18 protein-coding genes and 4 tRNA genes are annotated in these 17,653 nt (G+C 60.4%); all 22 read left to right on the top strand.

Translation table 11 applies throughout. The annotated features are described in order from the left end of the window. The first annotated feature begins 253 nt into the window (after window positions 1-253). The 22 genes from I5R65_RS20775 (at window position 254) to rplL (ending at window position 17,436) form a co-directional block, all read left to right on the top strand. Window positions 254-1,036, top strand: a complete 783-nt coding sequence (locus I5R65_RS20775; RefSeq protein ID WP_196872269.1) for a TorF family putative porin — start codon at window positions 254-256, stop codon at window positions 1,034-1,036. A 12-nt stretch (window positions 1,037-1,048) separates the two neighbouring features. Continuing rightward, window positions 1,049-1,387 carry a P-II family nitrogen regulator gene (locus tag I5R65_RS20770; protein WP_006713297.1) on the top strand — a complete coding sequence of 113 codons (339 nt, stop codon included), beginning with the start codon at window positions 1,049-1,051 and terminating at the stop codon, window positions 1,385-1,387. Window positions 1,388-1,403: 16 nt separating this feature from the next. Then, complete coding sequence (locus I5R65_RS20765) at window positions 1,404-2,939, top strand: ammonium transporter (RefSeq protein ID WP_196872268.1); 1,536 nt, start codon at window positions 1,404-1,406, stop codon at window positions 2,937-2,939. A gap of 393 nt (window positions 2,940-3,332) precedes the next feature. After that, a complete protein-coding gene (gene gshA, locus I5R65_RS20760; protein ID WP_196872267.1) occupies window positions 3,333-4,634 on the top strand; it encodes a glutamate--cysteine ligase in 1,302 nt (433 codons plus the stop codon). Window positions 4,635-4,672: 38 nt separating this feature from the next. Next, window positions 4,673-5,641, top strand: a complete 969-nt coding sequence (gshB, locus tag I5R65_RS20755; protein WP_196872266.1) for a glutathione synthase — start codon at window positions 4,673-4,675, stop codon at window positions 5,639-5,641. Continuing rightward, window positions 5,641-6,117 carry a PTS sugar transporter subunit IIA gene (locus tag I5R65_RS20750; RefSeq protein ID WP_102664096.1) on the top strand — a complete coding sequence of 159 codons (477 nt, stop codon included), beginning with the start codon at window positions 5,641-5,643 and terminating at the stop codon, window positions 6,115-6,117. The genes gshB and I5R65_RS20750 overlap by 1 nt, the downstream gene beginning before the upstream one ends. Window positions 6,118-6,189: 72 nt before the next feature. Next, on the top strand, window positions 6,190-6,459 hold the full coding sequence (locus I5R65_RS20745; RefSeq protein ID WP_196872265.1) for an HPr family phosphocarrier protein: 270 nt from the start codon (window positions 6,190-6,192) through the stop codon (window positions 6,457-6,459). Window positions 6,460-6,710: 251 nt separating this feature from the next. Continuing rightward, a complete protein-coding gene (gene ptsP / locus I5R65_RS20740; protein WP_196872264.1) occupies window positions 6,711-8,498 on the top strand; it encodes a phosphoenolpyruvate--protein phosphotransferase in 1,788 nt (595 codons plus the stop codon). A 337-nt stretch (window positions 8,499-8,835) separates the two neighbouring features. Beyond that, entirely contained in the window at window positions 8,836-9,975 is a 1,140-nt protein-coding gene (locus I5R65_RS20735; protein WP_196872263.1) for a homoserine O-acetyltransferase, read from the top strand. Then, window positions 9,972-10,574 (top strand): methionine biosynthesis protein MetW, encoded by a 603-nt coding sequence (gene metW, locus I5R65_RS20730; RefSeq protein WP_196872262.1) that lies wholly within the window; start codon window positions 9,972-9,974, stop codon window positions 10,572-10,574. Before I5R65_RS20735 ends, metW begins: the two co-directional genes overlap by 4 nt. 104 nt (window positions 10,575-10,678) lie before the next feature. Next, window positions 10,679-11,941, top strand: a complete 1,263-nt coding sequence (locus I5R65_RS20725; protein ID WP_196872261.1) for an AmpG family muropeptide MFS transporter — start codon at window positions 10,679-10,681, stop codon at window positions 11,939-11,941. 128 nt (window positions 11,942-12,069) lie between these two features. Beyond that, window positions 12,070-12,155: transfer RNA gene (locus tag I5R65_RS20720), tRNA-Tyr, on the top strand. 79 nt (window positions 12,156-12,234) lie between these two features. Further along, window positions 12,235-12,308 (top strand) — tRNA-Gly (locus tag I5R65_RS20715). Between the two features lie 46 nt (window positions 12,309-12,354). After that, window positions 12,355-12,429, top strand: a tRNA-Thr gene (locus I5R65_RS20710). A gap of 80 nt (window positions 12,430-12,509) precedes the next feature. Further along, a complete protein-coding gene (gene tuf, locus I5R65_RS20705) occupies window positions 12,510-13,700 on the top strand; it encodes an elongation factor Tu (protein ID WP_077234960.1) in 1,191 nt (396 codons plus the stop codon). A gap of 73 nt (window positions 13,701-13,773) precedes the next feature. Continuing rightward, window positions 13,774-13,849: transfer RNA gene (locus I5R65_RS20700), tRNA-Trp, on the top strand. 31 nt (window positions 13,850-13,880) lie between these two features. Beyond that, on the top strand, window positions 13,881-14,261 hold the full coding sequence (gene secE, locus I5R65_RS20695) for a preprotein translocase subunit SecE (protein ID WP_006465500.1): 381 nt from the start codon (window positions 13,881-13,883) through the stop codon (window positions 14,259-14,261). 1 nt (window position 14,262) lies between these two features. Further along, entirely contained in the window at window positions 14,263-14,853 is a 591-nt protein-coding gene (gene nusG / locus I5R65_RS20690; RefSeq protein WP_006465499.1) for a transcription termination/antitermination protein NusG, read from the top strand. Between the two features lie 158 nt (window positions 14,854-15,011). After that, complete coding sequence (rplK, locus tag I5R65_RS20685) at window positions 15,012-15,443, top strand: 50S ribosomal protein L11 (protein ID WP_007875265.1); 432 nt, start codon at window positions 15,012-15,014, stop codon at window positions 15,441-15,443. Further along, window positions 15,443-16,138 (top strand): 50S ribosomal protein L1, encoded by a 696-nt coding sequence (rplA, locus tag I5R65_RS20680; protein ID WP_196872260.1) that lies wholly within the window; start codon window positions 15,443-15,445, stop codon window positions 16,136-16,138. Before rplK ends, rplA begins: the two co-directional genes overlap by 1 nt. A gap of 326 nt (window positions 16,139-16,464) precedes the next feature. Beyond that, the gene (rplJ, locus tag I5R65_RS20675) at window positions 16,465-16,962 is read left to right on the top strand and encodes a 50S ribosomal protein L10 (RefSeq protein ID WP_196872259.1); all 498 of its coding nucleotides are present in this window, start codon (window positions 16,465-16,467) and stop codon (window positions 16,960-16,962) included. A 96-nt stretch (window positions 16,963-17,058) separates the two neighbouring features. After that, window positions 17,059-17,436: a 50S ribosomal protein L7/L12 gene (gene rplL, locus I5R65_RS20670; RefSeq protein WP_196872258.1), complete on the top strand. Its 378-nt coding sequence runs from the start codon at window positions 17,059-17,061 to the stop codon at window positions 17,434-17,436. Window positions 17,437-17,653 lie beyond the last annotated feature (217 nt).

The raw sequence follows: 17,653 nt of genomic DNA, 5'->3' as shown, positions 1-17,653 counted from the left end.
CCCACGCACCAAAATGTGTTTGCCTCGTTTGACGCAGGATTATCAAAAAGCAATCAATATCGCACCACAGTCGTGCATTTTCGCTTCCGGTGCACTATTTTGAAGCTGGTATCGAAAAAAATCGTTGCAAATCTCCGCTTTACAGCAAAAACACAAGTCTGCCTTGCCGAAAGGACATGGCACGGCTCCTGCTACATGGTTTGGGCAAAAGACTAAAAGACTTAACTGTTAAACACAAACCAGAGGGAAAGTCATGAAGAAACTGATTCTTGCAACAGCCATCGCAGCATCCTTCGTTTCTACCGTGGCCCGTGCAGAGGACGCCAAGCCAGACAACGAATTGAGCTTCAACGCCGCGATCGTGAGCGATTACCGCTACCGTGGCCTGACCCAGACGCGTTTCGACCCGGCCCTGCAGGTTGGCGCTGATTACACGCACAACCCGACCGGTCTCTACGCCGGCACCTGGCTGACCAACATCAAGTGGATCAAGGATGCCGGTGCCCTGACCGGTACCGACACCAAGGGCAACGTCGAGTGGGATATCTACGGCGGCAAGCGTGGTGACATCGGCGGCGGCTTCACCTATGACGTCGGCGGCCTGTACTACTACTACCCGGGCAACACCCTGGCCAATTCCGGCCTGAAGAATGCCAATACCTTCGAACTGTATGGCCAGCTCGGCTACGGCCCGGCCTACTTCAAGTATTCGCAATCGTTGACCAACCTGTTCGGCGCGGTCAACAGCAAATACAGCCAGTACTACGACCTGGGCGCCAACATCGAGACCTTCTACGGTGTGATGCTGGGTCTGCATGTCGGTCACCAGAGCGTGCGTGGCAACCCCAGCGACGCCAGCTATACCGACTGGAAGATCGGTCTGTCGAAGACCTTCGACGAGGCTGCCGGTATCACCCTGGGGGTGGCCTATGTCGGTACCGACATGAAAGACGGTTTCGCCACCACTCCGCAATCGGACGGTGCCAAGAACGTCGGCAAGAATGGTGTTGTCGTCTCCATCAGCAAAACTTTCTAACAAGAGGTTCGTATGAAACTGATCACAGCGATCATCAAACCGTTCAAGTTGGACGAGGTGCGTGAAGCCCTCTCCGCGATCGGTGTGCAAGGCATCACCGTGACCGAAGTCAAGGGCTTCGGTCGTCAGAAAGGCCACACGGAGCTCTATCGTGGCGCCGAGTATGTGGTCGATTTCCTGCCCAAGACCAAGATCGAGGCAGCGGTGGACGACGCCATCGTCGAGCGCGCGCTGGAAGCCATCGAGACCGCAGCCCGCACCGGCAAGATCGGTGACGGCAAGATCTTCGTCCAGGATCTGTTGGATGTGATCCGTATCCGTACCGGCGAAACCGGCAAAGACGCTCTGTAAAAAAAGGGGAATTCCAATGAGCATGAAGAAAATGTTTTCCGGCGCGCTCGCCATTGGCGCGCTGTTGTTGGCGGTAGGTTTTACCGCTCCGGCCCAGGCGCAGGACGCGCCCAAGCCCGAAGCTGCAGCGGCTACTGCCGCTGCCCCGGCGGCGGCGGCTCCGGCTGCCCCCAAGGCTGAAGCCGCGGCTCCGGCCGCTGCTGCACCTGCTGCCCCGGCGGCGGCTGCAGCCGCACCGGCACCGGTGCCCAACAAGGGCGATACCGCCTGGATGCTGGTCTGCACCGCCTTCGTCATTCTCATGACCCTGCCAGGCCTGGGCCTGTTCTACGGCGGCCTGGTGCGCAGCAAGAACATGTTGTCGGTGCTGATGCAGTGCTTCATGATCTTCTCGCTGATCTACATCCTGTGGTTCGTCTACGGCTACAGCATCGCGTTCACCGAGGGCGGAGCATTCTTCGGCGGCTTCGACCGATTGTTCCTGCATGGCCTGACCGGTGACTCCAATACCGGTACCTTCAGCAAGGGCGTAGTGATTCCGGAACTGGTGTTCGTCGCCTTCCAGGGGGCGTTCGCAGCCATCACCGTGGCGCTGATCATCGGTTCCTTCGCCGAGCGTGTGAAGTTCTCCGCCGTGATCCTGTTCTCGATCCTGTGGTTCACCTTCTCTTACCTGCCGATGGCACACATGGTCTGGTTCTGGCCGGGTCCGGACGCCTTCACCGACGCTGCGGCCGCTGAAAAAGCGACTGCCATCTCGGGTTGGTTGTTCCAGAAGGGCGCGCTGGATTACGCCGGTGGCACCGTGGTGCACATCAACGCGGCTATCGCTGGCCTGGTCGGTTCCTACGTGATCGGCAAGCGTATCGGTTTCGGCAAGGAAGCCTTCAAGCCGCATAGCCTGACCCTGACCATGGTCGGCGCCTCGCTGCTGTGGTTCGGCTGGTTCGGCTTCAACGCCGGCTCCGGTCTGGAAGCCAACGGCGGTGCTGCCCTGGCCTTCGTCAACACCATCCTGGCAACTGCTGCGGCCGTGCTGTCCTGGAGCTTCGGCGAATGGATCGGCAAGGGCAAGCCCTCCATGCTGGGTGCTGCTTCGGGTGCTGTCGCCGGTCTGGTGGCGATCACCCCGGCGGCGGGCTTCGTGGGTGTCATCGGCGCCGTGGTCATGGGCCTGCTGGCTGGCCTGCTGTGCCTGTGGGGTGTCAGCGGCCTGAAGAAGCTGCTGGGTTCCGACGATGCGCTGGACGTGTTCGGCGTGCACGGTGTGGGCGGCATCCTGGGTGCCATCCTGACCGGTGTGTTCGCTGCACCGAGCCTGGGCGGCACCGGCATCTACGACTACGTCGCCAATGCCGTCGCTCCTGACTACTCCATCGGCGGCCAGGTCTGGATCCAGTTCCAGGGCGTGCTGACCACCGTGGTGGTGTCGGGCGTGGTCTCCTTCATCGCCTACAAGATCGTCGACGTCGTCATCGGTCTGCGTGTGACCGAAGAGGAAGAGCGCGAAGGCCTGGATATCTCCAGCCACGGCGAATCGGCTTACCACTAAGCATCAGCTGTACTGAGTCTGCAGTATTCCTTCGGGGTTGGAAACGGCCTCTTTATAAGGCGCCTTCGGGCGCCTTTTTTCATTCTTGGACGCTTAAACCTGCCCAGAGAGGCACCCGACAGGAAGATTTCTACATGGCAATGCATTCGGTGATGCGCTTTTGCATCGCCGCGCAATAATTCCCGACTATTTGACTCGGGCTCTTTAAAATACCTTCATCATCGCCATCTGGAGTCTCCCAGCCACGCCCTTGCAGCGACCGTGGCCGGTCGTGGGGCGTGGCTGAAATGGCAACAGCGCAACCCGATGGGTTCTACCGCGTCGCAACACGGATTCAGGAATCCGCTAAAATCGTCACTCGCTGCCGGCATTTACATCTCGTTAAGGTTTCATATGGTCCCGCATCTCGTCACCGCTCTGAATGGTCCCCTGCTGGAGCTGGAGAAGAAAATCCTGGGCGCCACGCCGGCCATCGAACGCTGGTTCCGCATGGAGTGGCAGGAACATACGCCGCCCTTCTACTGCTCGGTCGATCTGCGCAACGCCGGCTTCAAGCTGGCCCCGGTCGATACCAACCTGTTCCCGGGCGGTTTCAACAACCTGTCGCCGGAAATGCTGCCGCTGGCGGTGCAGGCGGCCATGGCGGCCATCGAGAAATACTGTCCGGATGCGCGCAATCTGCTGCTGATCCCGGAAAACCAGCCCGGCAACACCTTCTACCTGCAAAACATCGGCCGGCTGATGCAGATCTTCCGCCAGACCGGCCTGAACGTGCGCCTGGGTACCCTGGCGCCGGGCGTGACCAAGCCACAGCACATCGAGTTGCCCGACGGCACCCAGATCACCCTGGAGCCGCTGGAGCGCTCGGCCAATGGTCGCCGCCTCGGCCTGAAGAATTTCGACCCCTGTACGGTGCTGCTCAACAACGACCTGTCCATCGGCATTCCCTCGGTGCTGGAAGGCCTGCACGAACAGAGTGTGCTGCCGCCGCTGCATGCCGGATGGGCGATGCGTCGCAAGAGCAATCACTTCGCTGCCTATGATGAGGTGGTGAAGAAGTTTTCCAAGATGGTGGAAGTCGACCCCTGGATGCTCAATCCGCTCTTCGCCAAGGTCGGCGACATCGACTTCCAGGACAACAGCGGCACCGACGCACTGGCTGACAGCGTCTCCTCGCTGCTCTCGAAGATCCGCAAGAAGTACAAGGAATACGGCATCAAGGAACAGCCCTTCGTCTTCGTCAAGGCCAATGCCGGCACCTATGGCATGGGTATCATGGCCGTCAAGGACGCCAGCGAGATCAAGGACCTCAACCGCAAGCAGCGCACCGGCATGCTGGCCGCCGGCAAGGAAGGGCTGGAGGTGTCGGAGGTGATCGTGCAGGAAGGCGTGCATTCCTTCGAACGCATCAACCAGTCGGTCGCCGAACCGGTGGTTTATATGATCGATCGCTACGTGGTGGGTGGTTTCTACCGCGTGCATGCCGACCGCGACGTCAACGAGAACCTCAATGCGCCCGGCGCGCATTTCGTGCCGCTGGCCTTCGCCCAGCAGCACGCCTTGCCGGACATGCACGCCAAGCCGGGGACGGCCGCGCCCAACCGTTTCTACATGTATGGCGTGGTGGCGCGACTGGCGCTGCTGGCGGCATCGGTGGAGATGGAAAAGACCGATCCCAACCCGGAAGTTTATTAATATCGGGCCCGCGCCTGGCCCAACAGGACCCCAGCCTCATGAAAATCGCTTTCCTCGCCGATCCTCTGGATACGTTCAAGACGTACAAGGATTCCACCTTTGCCATGATGCGCGAAGCCGCGCGTCGTGGTCACGTCATCTATGCCTTCGAACAGGGCGACCTGGTGCTGGAAAGCGGACTGGTGACCGCCAATGCCTTCAAGGTGACGCTGACCGGTGATGCCGATGACTGGTACCGGGCCGACAAGCCGGCCGCATCTTTCCTCTCCGAATTTGATGCGGTGATCGTACGCAAGGACCCGCCCTTCGACATGGAGTACATCTACAGCACCTATCTGCTGGAGCTGGCCGAGAAGCAGGGTGCGCGGGTGTTCAACAAGCCGGCGGCCATCCGTAGCCACAACGAGAAGCTGGCCATCGCCCAGTTCCCGCAATACACCGCGCCGACTTTGGTCACGCGGGATGCCAAGCGCCTGCGCGATTTCCACGGTGAGCACCAGGACGTGATCCTCAAGCCCCTGGATGGCATGGGTGGCATGGGCATCTTCCGCGTCAAGGCCGATGGCATGAATCTGGGCTCCATCATTGAGACCCTGACCGACAACGGTCAACGCACGATCATGGCGCAACGTTTCATTCCTCAGATCAGCGCAGGCGACAAGCGCATCCTGTTGATCGGCGGCAAGGTGGTGCCCAACGTGCTGGCACGCATTCCGCAGGGCAACGAGGTGCGCGGCAATCTGGCCGTCGGTGGTCTGGGCCGTGCGCAGCCGGCATCGGCGCGGGATATCGAGATCGGCGAGGCGCTGGGTCCTGTCCTGTATGAACGTGGCCTGTTGCTGGTAGGATTGGACGCCATCGGCGACTATCTCACCGAGATCAACGTGACCAGTCCGACCTGCTTCCAGGAAATCACCCAGCAGACCGGGTTTGACGTGGCAGCGATGTTCGTGGACGCACTGGAGGCAGCCGCAGGGGCAGCAGAAACAACAGGGTCGATCGGATAATGGGATCGGCAGAGCATGACGGGCTGCTCGGGGAAAAGCGCGTCGCATCAGATGGCAACAAATCCATGGTTGGTATTCTTCTCTTGACGCACGCCCCGCTGGGGCAAGCTTTCCTGGCCGCCGCTACACACGTCTTCCGCGGCCGTCCCGAACGGATGGAGGCGATCGACGTGATCGCCGACCAGAACCCGGCTGAAGTGCAAAAACTCGCCATCGAGGCGGTAGGTCGCCTTGATGATGGCAGCGGCGTGCTGGTCATCACCGATGTCATGGGCGGCACGCCCTCCAACTGTACGGGCTTCCTGTGCGGTCTGGGCAACGTCCAGGTGATTGCAGGCATCAGCCTGCCGATGCTGCTGCGGGCTCTGACCTATCGCAATGACACGCTGGATGTGGTGGTTGAAATGGCGTTGGCGGGGGGGCAGAATGGTGCAGTGCGGATCGACAATCGCATCCGCGTGGCAGCGTCGGCCTGATCCATCGCCGTGGCTGTAGTGGACTGCAGTCATGGACTGCACGCGCCAACAAGATAAAAACGAAAGCGGAACATGATTCAAAAAGAACTCGAAATCGTCAACAAGCTTGGCCTGCATGCCCGCGCTTCGGCCAAGTTCACGCAACTGGCCGGCAAGTTCAAGTGCGAAGTCTGGCTCACCTTCAACAAGCGCCGCGTCAATGCCAAGTCCATCATGGGCGTGATGATGCTGGCCGCCGGCAAGGGCAGCATGGTGACCCTGGAAACCAATGGCGCCGACGAGCAGGAATGCTGCACGGCGCTTGAAGCGCTGATTGCCGACAAGTTCGGCGAAGGCCAGTAACCCTTTCCGACCGCGCCCGCGGTTTTGCGCCGCAACATCGCGGCGCGGCTGGAATGCTTCTTGCGATGTGAGGACGGTCACGTACAAGTTGCGTGACATGAAACAATGTTCACCCCAGCTGCCTGTCACTACTGCTCCGCCGCGATGTCCCCGGTCGCGATTGCCAAACCGCTATTTGTTCGGTAACTTGCTCCAGGCTACCGCGCGCTGGAAACACGGCGGACTATAAGAACACAGGCAGGAGATACGCGATGGCTTCTTTCAGCTTACATGGAATCGCGGTGTCGCAAGGCATCGCCATCGGACGCGCGCACTTGATGGCGCCGGCCGCACTGGACGTCAAACATTACCTGATCGCGGCCGACCAGGTCGAAGCCGAGATCGCGCGCCTGAAGGGCGCCGTCAAGGCAGTGCACCAGGAACTGCACACCATCCGTTCGGAACTGCCCAAGGATGCGCCGCCGGAACTGGGTGCCTTCATCGATGTGCATTCGCTGATCCTGTCGGACCCGATGCTGGCCGAAGTGCCCCAGGACATCATCCGTCACCGCTACTACAACGCCGAGTGGGCGCTGGTCACCCAGATCGAGGAATTGTCGGCGCAGTTCGACGAAATCGAAGACCCCTACCTGCGCGAGCGCAAGGCTGACATCCAGCAGGTGGGCGAGCGCATCCTCAAGGTCATGACCGGCAGCGCCAACCATCTCCCTCCCACGGGAGAAGCCGCCGCCAACATCATCGTGGTGGCCCACGATATCTCGCCGGCCGACATGCTGCAGTTCCGCGGGAACGCCTTTGCCGGTTTCGTCACCGACCTCGGCGGGCCCAATTCACATACCGCCATCGTCGCCCGCAGCCTGGCCATTCCGGCGGCCGTGGGCATGCATAACGCCTCGGTGCTGGTCAAGCATGACGACGTGCTCATCATCGATGGTGATGCCGGCGTGGTCATCGTGGACCCCTCCCCGCTGGTACTGGCGCAGTACCGTGCCCGCCAGGAGCGCCTGCTGCGCGAGCGCAAGAAGCTTTCGCGGCTGAAGAAGACCCCGGCCATCACCCAGGATGGCGAACCCATCACGCTGCTGGCCAACATCGAACTGCCGGGCGATGCCGCGCCGGCCTTCGAGGCGGGGGCCATGGGCATCGGTCTGTTCCGTTCGGAATTCCTCTTCATGGGGCGCGCCGGGCATCTGGAGAAATTCCCCTCCGAGGACGAGCAGTGCGAGTCGTACAAGCAGGTCGTCATTGCCATGAAGGGCCGGCCGGTCACCATCCGTACGCTCGACGTCGGCGCCGACAAGCCGCTGGACGAGGATGAGGAGACCGCCCTGAATCCGGCCCTGGGTCTGCGCGCCATCCGCTATTGCCTGTCCGAGCCGCAGATGTTCCTCACGCAGTTGCGTGCCATCCTGCGTGCTTCCGCGTATGGACCGATCAAGCTGCTCATCCCGATGATGGCGCATGCCTTCGAGATCGATCAGACGCTGACGATGATCGAGCAGGCCAAGCAGCAGCTGCGCGATCGCAAGCAGAAGTTCGATGAGGACATCCCGGTGGGCGCCATGATCGAGATTCCTGCGGCGGCACTGGCGCTGCCCTTGTTCATCAAGCGGCTGGACTTCCTTTCCATCGGTACCAATGACCTGATCCAGTACACGCTGGCCATCGACCGCGTTGATCACGAAGTGGCGCACCTCTACGACCCGCTGCATCCCGCAGTGCTGTTCCTGCTCTCGACGGTGATCGCCCAGGGCCGCAAGGCCGGCATTCCGGTCTCCGTCTGCGGTGAAATGGCGGGCGACCTGAAATGGACGCGGCTGCTGCTGGGCATGGGCTTGCTGGAATTCTCCATGCATCCCTCGCAGATCCTGTCGGTGAAGAACGAGATCCTCAACAGCGACCTGCGCCTGCTGGAACCGCAGGTCAAGAAGGTCTTGCGCGCCTCCGAACCCTCAGCCATCAGCACGGCCATGGCGCAACTGCAGGCCTTGCACGCAGAAGCGCCGGCAGTCGAAGCCAAGGTGGCAAGGCGACGCTGAGCCGAGCCGCACTGGCCGGGCAGGGCCGTTTGACGGGCTTGCCCGACTTGGGTATTCTTACGCCACTGCGCCGATTTGAACGGTTTGACCAACTTCAGCTTGCGGGCGCCGGGATCCTGATCCCATCTAAATGCGGCTAAAGCGAGCTTGGATCAGCAGTTCTTCCCAAGACCAGCCCCCAGCCCCATCGATGAGTGAGCCCGCAAGCATTGCTTCCGGGCTTTTTGCTGTCCGCGACAAGCACACCGAAGACGGCCTCAAGCCCAACCCGGCGAAGCGACCGCCAGCCCTGGTCCCCAAGGATCGCCTGGCGCCGAGTCACTTACGCAGAAACATCATGTCGATCGGAATCGTATCGCCCCAGGTCATGCATTTCGACCAGCCCTTGCCGCTGCAGAGCGGCGCCGCGCTGGCCGATTACGCGCTGACCTATGAAACCTACGGCACGCTCAATGCCGACAAATCCAATGCCGTGCTGGTGTGCCACGCCCTCAATGCCTCCCACCATGTGGCCGGCGTCTATGCCGACGACCCCGACAACCTGGGCTGGTGGGACAACATGGTCGGCCCCGGCAAATCGCTCGATACCGACCGCTTCTTCGTCATCGGCGTGAATAACCTGGGCTCCTGTTTCGGCTCGACCGGTCCCATGCACCGCAATCCGGCTACCGGCCAGCCCTATGGCGCCGATTTCCCGGTGGTGACGGTGGAAGACTGGGTCAACGCCCAGGCACGTCTGGCGGACCGTCTGGGCATCGATTGCTTTGCCGCCGTCATGGGCGGATCGCTGGGCGGCATGCAGGCGCTGGCCTGGAGCATGATGTATCCGGATCGCCTGCGCCATTGCCTGGTGATCGCGTCCACCCCCAAGCTGTCGGCCCAGAACATCGCCTTCAACGACGTGGCCCGCCAGGCCATCCTGACCGATCCCCAATACCATGGCGGCGATTTCTACGCGCACGGCGTGGTCCCCAAGAACGGTCTGCGGGTGGCGCGCATGGTGGGTCACATCACCTATCTGTCGGATGACGACATGGCCGAGAAATTCGGCCGCGACCTGCGCTCCGGCGAGTACCAGTTCGGCTACGGCGTGGACTTCGAGATCGAATCCTACCTGCGTTACCAGGGCGACAAGTTCTCCACCTACTTCGACGCCAATACCTATCTCCTGATCACCAAGGCACTGGATTACTTCGACCCGGCGCGAGAATTCGGCGGCGACCTGGCCAAAGCCTTCGCCCGTACCCGGGCCAGGTTCCTGCTGGTGTCCTTCTCCACCGACTGGCGTTTCTCGCCGGAACGCAGCCGCGAGATGGTGCAGGCGCTGGTGGCCAACAAGCGCCGCGTGAGCTATGCCGAGATCGATGCGCCGCACGGGCATGATGCTTTCCTGCTCGACGATGCGCGCTACATGAAGGTGGTGCGCGAGTACTACGCCAGCATCTGGAACGAATTGCAACAGGAGGGCCGCGCATGAATTTCGAACAATTGAGCGCGCTGCGCCCCGACCTGGCCTTCATCGCCCACTGGGTGCGCGAGCAGACCCACGTACTTGACCTGGGCTGCGGCGATGGCGTGATGCTGGATTATTTGCAGAGCGACAAGGGCTGTTCCGGCTATGGCGTTGAAATCGACGATGCGCAGATACCCAAGTGCGTGGCGCGCGACGTCTCGGTGATCCAGCAGGACCTGAATGGCGGCCTGGCCATGTTCGAGGACAATGCCTTCGATACCGTGCTGTGCCTGTCGGCGCTGCAGATGGTCAAGGATGTGGAAGGCACGCTGCGCGAGATCGCCCGGGTCGGGCGCGAGGTGACGGTGTCCTTCCCCAATTTTGCCTACTGGCCGCACCGGGTGGCGCTCTTGCGGGGGCGCATGCCGGTCTCCAGAAGCCTTCCCTACCAGTGGTATGATACGCCGAACCTGCGCTGCGCCACGATCAGGGACTTCGAGGCGCTGGCCAACCAGGTCGGGCTGGAAGTGCTGGAGTGCGTGGCCTTGAAGGACGGCAAGCCGGTGCGTTACCTGCCCAACTGGCGCGGCAGCCTGGCGGTGTTCAGGTTGCGCAAGAAATAGGCGATAAACTTCACATGCCCCGCAGACGCCGGTCCGGCAGCGCCCCATCGCTGGCCTCCGGCGTTTTTTCTTTCATATCCCGCGTTTTTCGAGCTGACCCGCCCATGACCGCACCTGCCGCTTCCTGGCACCAATACCTGAACCGGCGCATGTTGATCTGCGTCTTCCTCGGCTTCACCTCCGGCCTTCCGCTGTTCATCCTGTTGAGTCTGCTGCAGGCCTGGCTGGCCAAGTCCGGCCTGAACGTGAAGACCCTCGGGCTGTTCGCGCTGGTGATGTTCCCCTACACCTGGAAGTTCGTCTGGTCGCCGCTGATGGACCGCTTCCACTTCGGCGGCATGGGCCGGCGGCGCGGGTGGATGGTGTTCACCCAGCTGCTGCTGTTCCTCGCCATCGGCGGCATGGGCATGCTGGACCCGCTCTCTGATGTCAGCACGATTGCCTTCATGGCCTCGGTGGTCGCCTTTCTCTCGGCCAGCCAGGACATCGCCATCGACGCCTATCGGCGCGAGATCCTGCCCGAGGCCGAGCTGGGCCTGGGCAGCGCCATCCACGTCAACGCCTACAAGCTCTCCGGCATGGTGCCCGGCGCCCTGTCGCTGGTGCTGGCCGACCAGATGCCGTGGTCGACCGTGTTCTGGATCACCGCCGCCTTCATGCTGCCCGGGCTGCTGTGCTCGCTGGTGGTGCAGGAACCCGAGGTCTACGGGACCCCGCCCAAGAGCCTGAGCGAGGCCGTGGTGCTGCCGTTCCGCGAATTCATCGCCCGTGGCGGCTGGCGCAACGCGCTGTGGGTGCTGGGCTTCATCTTTCTCTATAAGCTGGGCGACAGCATGGCGACCGCGCTGGCGACCAAGTTCTACATCGACCTCGGCTTTTCGATGACCGAGATCGGCGTGGTCTCCAAGACCACCAGCCTGTGGGCCAGCGTGGCCGGGGGCATCATCGGTGGCATCTGGATGGTGCGCCTGGGCATCAATCGCGGCCTGTGGGTCTTCGGCGTGCTGCAGGCGGTGCCCATCCTGGGCTTTGCCTGGCTGGCCCATGTCGGTGCCAGCCTGCCGGTGCTGGCCGTGGTGATCGGGCTGGAGGCCTTCGGCGTCGGCCTGGGCACTACCGCCTTTGTGGCCTATATCATGCGCGAAACCGATCCGCGCTACACGGCCACGCAGTTTGCCCTGTTCACCAGTTTGATGGCGGTACCCCGGACTTTCGTCAATTCTTCGGTCGGTTATATCGTCGCCGACACCGGCTGGTTAAATTTTTTTCTGATTTGCTTCGTTCTGGCCTTGCCTGGAATGCTGATGTTGCCTAGAATTGCGCCCTGGAATGAAAAGCCGGTTGAGTCGCAGACACAAAAAGCCTGAAGATTCGAAAAAACGTCGCGGGTCGTTCCTCTGAGCAATATCCGGCAGTCGATAAAATATTTAGCCCTGAAGCGAAAATTTAGTTGACAGTCTAGAGATGTTCCTCTATAGTTTTGAGTTCCCTGCACGGAGAGGTGGCCGAGTGGTTAATGGCAGCAGACTGTAAATCTGCCCTCTTACGAGTACGCTGGTTCGAATCCAGCCCTCTCCACCAATAGGCCGGGAGTCAAAGCAGTCCTGCAGTAAAGCGCGATCGAAAGACGCGGCGGTTGTGAAGTGAACGTTGTTTCCTCGCGGGTGTAGCTCAATGGTAGAGCTGAAGCCTTCCAAGCTTAAGACGAGGGTTCGATTCCCTTCACCCGCTCCAAGTTTTGGTCCGGTTGCATGTTTGGTTGTTGTGCAGTCGGAAAAATGCCCTTGTAGCTCAGTGGTAGAGCACTCCCTTGGTAAGGGAGAGGCCACGTGTTCAATCCACGTCAAGGGCACCAGTTTCTCGTCGTATCGCTGACAAGTCAGTAATCAGTCGGGCGTGTTGCCTGGACATTCTCATCAAATTTAGGAGTCTAAGATGGCAAAAGGCAAGTTTGAACGGACCAAGCCGCACGTGAACGTTGGCACCATCGGTCACGTTGACCACGGCAAGACCACCCTGACCGCAGCAATCGCCACCGTTCTGTCGAAGAAGTTCGGCGGCGAAGCGAAGGCATACGACCAGATCGACGCAGCGCCTGAAGAAAAGGCCCGCGGCATCACCATCAACACCGCGCACGTCGAATACGAAACCGCGAACCGTCACTACGCGCACGTTGACTGCCCAGGCCACGCCGACTATGTGAAGAACATGATCACTGGTGCCGCGCAGATGGACGGCGCGATCCTGGTGTGCTCGGCCGCTGACGGCCCGATGCCGCAGACCCGTGAACACATCCTGCTGTCGCGCCAGGTTGGCGTGCCGTACATCATCGTCTTCCTGAACAAGGCTGACATGGTGGACGACGAAGAGCTGCTGGAACTGGTGGAAATGGAAGTGCGCGAACTGCTGTCGAAGTACGAGTTCCCTGGCGACGACCTGCCCATCGTGAAGGGTTCGGCCAAGCTGGCGCTGGAAGGCGACACCGGTCCCCTGGGCGAGCAAGCGATCATGGCCCTGGCCGAAGCGCTGGACACCTACATCCCGACCCCGGAACGTGCTGTTGACGGTACCTTCCTGATGCCGGTGGAAGACGTGTTCTCGATCTCGGGTCGCGGCACCGTGGTGACTGGTCGCGTTGAGCGCGGCATCGTCAAGGTCGGCGAAGAAATCGAAATCGTCGGTATCGCTGACACCCAGAAGACCACCTGCACCGGCGTGGAAATGTTCCGCAAGCTGCTGGATCAAGGTCAAGCTGGCGACAACGTTGGCGTGCTGCTGCGCGGCACCAAGCGTGAAGACGTGCAGCGTGGCCAGGTTCTGGCCAAGCCGGGTTCGATCAAGCCGCACAAGCACTTCACCGGCGAGATCTATGTTCTGTCGAAGGACGAAGGCGGCCGTCACACCCCGTTCTTCAACAACTACCGTCCGCAGTTCTACTTCCGTACCACCGACGTGACTGGTGCGATCGAACTGCCGAAGGACAAGGAAATGGTCATGCCGGGCGACAACGTGTCGATCACCGTGCAACTGATCAACCCGATCGCCATGGAAGAAGGTCTGCGTTTCGCTATCCGTGAAGGCGGTCGTACCGTCGGCGCCGGCGTCGTCGCCAAGATCTTCGACTAAGATCAAGCTGTAAAACACTTTGCCGCGGTGCGTAACGTATCGCGGCATTGGTGTCTCAATCGCGAGTTTTTGTAGGGGCGTAGCTCAATTGGCAGAGCGTCGGTCTCCAAAACCGAAGGTTGGGGGTTCGATGCCCTCCGCCCCTGCCACCGAATCTGGTGCAGGGTACTGAAAGTAAATATGTCTAGCCAGCCAGTTCAAACCGTCAACACCTCCAACGACAAGATCAAGATCGCCCTGGCGATCGTGGCTGTGGTTGCAGGCGTGGTCGGTTTTTTTGTGTTGTCTGATCAGTCGACTCCGGTGCGCGCTGTCGCCCTGGTGGCCGGTCTGCTGGTGGCTGTGGCGTTTGCCTGGACCTCTGCACAAGGCCGCGGCTTTGTCGGTTTCGCCAAGGAATCCGTCCGCGAAACCAAGAAAGTCGTCTGGCCCACCCGCAAGGAAGCCATGCAGATCACCGCGGTGGTATTCGCCTTCGTGCTGGTCATGGCCATCTTCCTGTGGGGTACGGACAAGTTGCTCGAGTTCCTGTTGTACGACGTAATTTTGGGCTGGAAATAACATGAGCGATAGCACGCAAGACAGCGCACCGATTGGTGCGCAAAGCGTTTCAGGCGCCGGAAATAAGCGCTGGTACGTGGTGCATGCGTATTCCGGCATGGAAAAGAGCGTGCAGCGCGCGCTGACCGAGCGCATCAATCGCGCCGGTATGCAAGAACAGTTCGGCCAGATCCTGGTGCCGACTGAAGAAGTCGTGGATATGAAGAATGGTCACAAGTCGGTGACCGAACGTCGTTTCTTCCCGGGTTACGTCCTGGTCGAGATGGAAATGACGGACGAAACCTGGCACTTGGTCAAGAATACCGCCAAGGTGACCGGTTTCATCGGTGGCAAGTCGAATCGCCCGACTCCGCTGCCGCAGCGCGAAGTGGATTCGCTGCTCCGCCAGATGCAGGAAGGCGTTGAGAAGCCCCGTCCGAAGGTGCTCTACGAAGTTGGCGAAATGGTCCGTATCAAGGAAGGCCCGTTCACCGATTTCAACGGCAACGTCGAGGAAGTGAACTACGAGAAGTCGCGCGTGCGCGTCTCGGTCACCATCTTCGGTCGCGCCACCCCGGTCGAACTCGAATTCGGCCAATTGGAAAAAGTCTGATCCCGCTCCGGAATCCCGCCTTTCCCTGCCAAGATTTCAGCGCCCGCTGGAGCGCACCGGACAAGTCATCGTCCGACAATACAGCATCCCGAGGAGCCAAAGTAGAAAGCCGCAAGGCTGACGAACCGGCGCTACAACTCAATCAATAAGGAGCCATCATGGCAAAGAAGATTATTGGTTTTATCAAGCTGCAAGTGCCAGCTGGTAAAGCGAACCCGTCCCCCCCGATCGGTCCTGCGCTGGGTCAGCGCGGCCTGAACATCATGGAGTTCTGCAAGGCGTTCAACGCCCAGACTCAAGGTGTTGAGCCGGGTCTGCCGATTCCGGTCGTGATCACCGCCTTCGCGGACAAGTCCTTCACCTTCGTGATGAAGACCCCGCCGGCGACCATCCTGATCAAGAAGGCTGCTGGTATCCAGAAGGGTTCGGCCAAGCCGCATACCGACAAGGTCGGCAAGATCACCCGCAAGCAAGCGGAAGAGATCGCAACCCAGAAGAAGCCGGACCTGACCGCTGCTGATCTGGAAGCTGCTGTGCGTACCATCGCTGGTTCCGCACGTTCGATGGGCATCACGGTGGAGGGTCTGTAATGGCTAAGGTATCCAAGCGCGTCAAGGCAATGAAGGAAAAGGTCGACCGTACCAAGGCCTATCCGTTCGACAACGCCGTTTCCCTGATCAAGGAATTCGCCACCGCGAAGTTCAATGAATCGATCGACGTTTCCGTCCAGCTGGGCGTGGACGCCAAGAAGTCGGACCAGGTCGTTCGTGGTTCGGTGGTGCTGCCTGCCGGTACCGGCAAGTCCGTCCGCGTGGCCGTGTTCGCTTCCGGCGACAAGGCTGAAGCTGCCAAGGCAGCTGGCGCCGACGTGGTTGGCATGGAAGATCTGGCAGAGCGCGTGAAGGCCGGCGACATGCCGTTCGACATCGTCATCGCTTCGCCCGACACCATGCGTATCGTCGGTACCCTGGGTCAGATCCTGGGCCCCCGTGGCCTGATGCCTAACCCGAAGGTTGGCACCGTGACCCCGGACGTCGCTACCGCCGTCAAGAACGCCAAGGCTGGCCAGGTGCAATACCGTACCGACAAGTCGGGCATCATCCACGCTACCATCGGCCGCAAGTCGTTCACCGACGCTGATCTGAAGGCCAACCTGCTGGCCCTGATCGACGCGCTGAACAAGGCCAAGCCGGCCAGCAGCAAGGGTGTGTACCTGCGCAAGATCGCTCTGTCGTCCACCATGGGCGCTGGCGTTCGCGTGGACCAGGCTTCCCTGGCTGCCTAAGCAAGCAATATAGTCCCCGTTTCCGACTGGAAGCGGGGCATCTCTTTGGGCTGTCGTCGTTGTTTCGATGATGACGGCAGGCCTTCAAAGACCGTTGGGCGGAAGCCGGCAGCAACAAGCTGGCCAAAGTTAAAAAGGCTGTACGAAAGTTCAGTTGACCCAACGCAGATGGTGAACCCGAGCAAGTTTTGTGGTCTCAGGCAGCATTTTCGGTTTTGCCCTATGCTGCAGTGAACTCCTAAACGTCGGACGCCGTGTTCGAACCGGTGCAAGGCAAGCAGGCATATGCCTGTGTGGTGGCCAAGTACTATTTTTGGAGGTTGATCTTGAGTCTCAATCTGAATGACAAGAAGGCCGTCGTCGCCGAAGTTTCCGCAAAGGTTGCAACTGCGCAAACGATCGTCGTGGCCGAATACCGTGGCATCCAGGTTGGTTCCTTGACGCAACTGCGCGCACAAGCGCGTGCCCAAGGCGTGTACCTGCGCGTGTTGAAAAACACGCTGGCTCGTCGCGCTGTTGAAGGCACGAAGTTTGCCGACCTCGCCCCGCAACTGACCGGTCCGCTGATCTACTCGATCTCGGAAGATGCCGTGGCCGCTGCCAAAGTCCTGTCGGACTTTGCCAAGACCAACGACAAGCTGGTTGTGAAGGCAGGTAACTACGAAGGCAAGCAGCTGGACAAGGCTGCTGTGGCTTCGCTGGCAAGCATCCCGTCTCGCGAAGTTCTGCTGGCCCAGGTCCTGGGCATGATGCAGGCTCCGGTGTCGGGCTTTGCGCGCGCTCTGGCTGCTCTGGCAGCCAAGAAGGAAGCCGAAGCCGCATGAGGCACGGCCGCCTGAGGCGGCCCAGCTCTGCAGTTTCGACGCTTTCGCGTCATTACCAATCTGATGTTATTACCGAAATAAATTTAGGAGTTTCAAATGGCAATTAGCAAAGAAGACATCCTGGAAGCCGTTGGCGCGCTGTCCGTGATGGAACTGAATGACCTGGTCAAGGCATTCGAAGAGAAGTTTGGTGTTTCCGCTGCCGCGATGGCTGCTCCGGCCGCCGGTGGCGCTGGTGCTGGCGCTGCTGCTGCTGAAGAACAGACCGAGTTCACCGTTGTGCTGGCTGAAGTCGGCGCCAACAAGGTCGGCGTCATCAAGGCCGTCCGTGAAATCACCGGCCTGGGTCTGAAGGAAGCCAAGGATCTGGTTGACGGTGCACCGAAGCCGGTCAAGGAAGGCATCGCCAAGGCTGACGCTGAAGCTGCCAAGAAGAAGCTGGAAGAAGCTGGCGCCAAGGCCGAACTGAAGTAATTCTCTTGCCTACCAAGGCGAGTCATTACTCCGGAGTCAAAGTGCAGAATCCCTTGAAAAAGGGATTCGGCTTTGGCTCCTTTGTCGTTTCTTATTTTTGCTGGTGAAGTTGATGCGCTGCAGTGTTCGTTGTCGGGAATATTAAGCGCGATCGCAGCAAAAAACTAGGGTAGACATTTGAAGATTTGAGTGCCGATAACCTGCGGCTGCCTAGTCG

The organism is Herbaspirillum sp. AP02, assembly GCF_015767275.1.
Taxonomy (GTDB): Bacteria; Pseudomonadota; Gammaproteobacteria; order Burkholderiales; family Burkholderiaceae_D; genus Herbaspirillum.
The sequence above is the reverse complement of the archived record's forward strand: the minus strand, read 5'-3'. Positions and strand labels throughout refer to the sequence as shown.